At 68.6% G+C, this 1,028-nt stretch carries 1 protein-coding gene and 1 pseudogene; both read left to right on the top strand.

Annotated features, from left to right (window positions below):
• Positions 1–40 precede the first annotated feature (40 nt).
• Positions 41–181 (top strand): annotated as a pseudogene (locus tag HMPREF3086_RS19655) (hypothetical protein); the annotation flags it as partial.
• Between the two features lie 48 nt (positions 182–229).
• A partial coding sequence (locus tag HMPREF3086_RS13750; protein WP_246831002.1) for an AAA family ATPase occupies positions 230–1,028 on the top strand: 799 nt, incomplete at its 3' end.

The following is a 1,028-nucleotide window of genomic DNA, read 5'->3' as shown; positions in this document are numbered from 1 at the left end:
GATCTGGGAAATCAAGGGCATCGACCGCCGTCTCATTGACGTGTTCTCGTCCCGTCGCGCACTCGCCCGCCCGGTGTACGAGGAGCTCGTTGCCGAGTACGTAGAGAGATGCGGACGCCAGCCCACCCAGCGTGCGGCGTACGCCCTGTGGCAGAAGGCGATCCTCGATACCCGCGACGCCAAGAAGCCCGCCCAGTCCCTCGATGAGCACCGAGCCGCCTGGCGCCGGGTGGCCGAGCAGACCGTCGGTCTCGACGCCGTCTTATCCGTTGTCCGGGACGTCACCGAGCGGGCCACCGTCGATGCGCAGCGCAAGGTTTTCGACGCCGAAAGCCACGCCCGGCAGGTCGCCGAGCAGGCCGTCCAATCGGTGTCGTCACGCCGCGCGCAGTTCCGCCGGTCGCACGTCGACACCGCCGTATCCACAGCTCTGAAGGGCTACCGGTTCGCCTCCTCAGGCGCCCTCGACCAGGCCCACGCCAAGGTCATGGACATCGCGCTTCGCGAGCTCATGGTGGAGCTGACGCCGCCTGAGCCACTGAGCCTGCCCGAGCCCCTGACCGGTCACACTGGCGCAGGAATAGACCGGCACGCAGGCGCCGAGAAGTACACAACCCAAGCCGTGCTCGACGCCGAGACTCGCGTCCTCGATGCAGCCCGCACCCCGGTGGCAGTGATTGCATCCCGCGCCAAGCTCGAGAAGGCACTTGCCGCCCACGAGAGGACCACAGGCTGGCCGCTCAACGCCGGACAGAAGGAACTGGCCCACCACCTCGTCGGCGCTGGAACCCTGCTCGCCGCCGGCGTCGGACCGGCCGGCACCGGTAAGACCACCGCCATGAAAGTGGTCGTGCAGGCATGGGAGAACACTGGCCGCCACGTCATCGGTCTAGCGCCCTCCGCGGCAGCGGCCAGCGTGCTGGCTGATGACATCGGCACCGACTGCCACACCATCGACTCCCTGACCTTCACCTGGCTCGGCCGCAACCCAGGCGCCCCGGGACGGAGCCTCGAGGCGCTGCCGGTGA

The sequence above is a fragment of the Dietzia sp. HMSC21D01 genome (genome assembly GCF_001815995.1).
In the GTDB taxonomy this organism is placed as follows: domain Bacteria; phylum Actinomycetota; class Actinomycetes; order Mycobacteriales; family Mycobacteriaceae; genus Dietzia; species Dietzia cinnamea.
The sequence above is the reverse complement of the archived record's forward strand: the minus strand, read 5'-3'. Positions and strand labels throughout refer to the sequence as shown.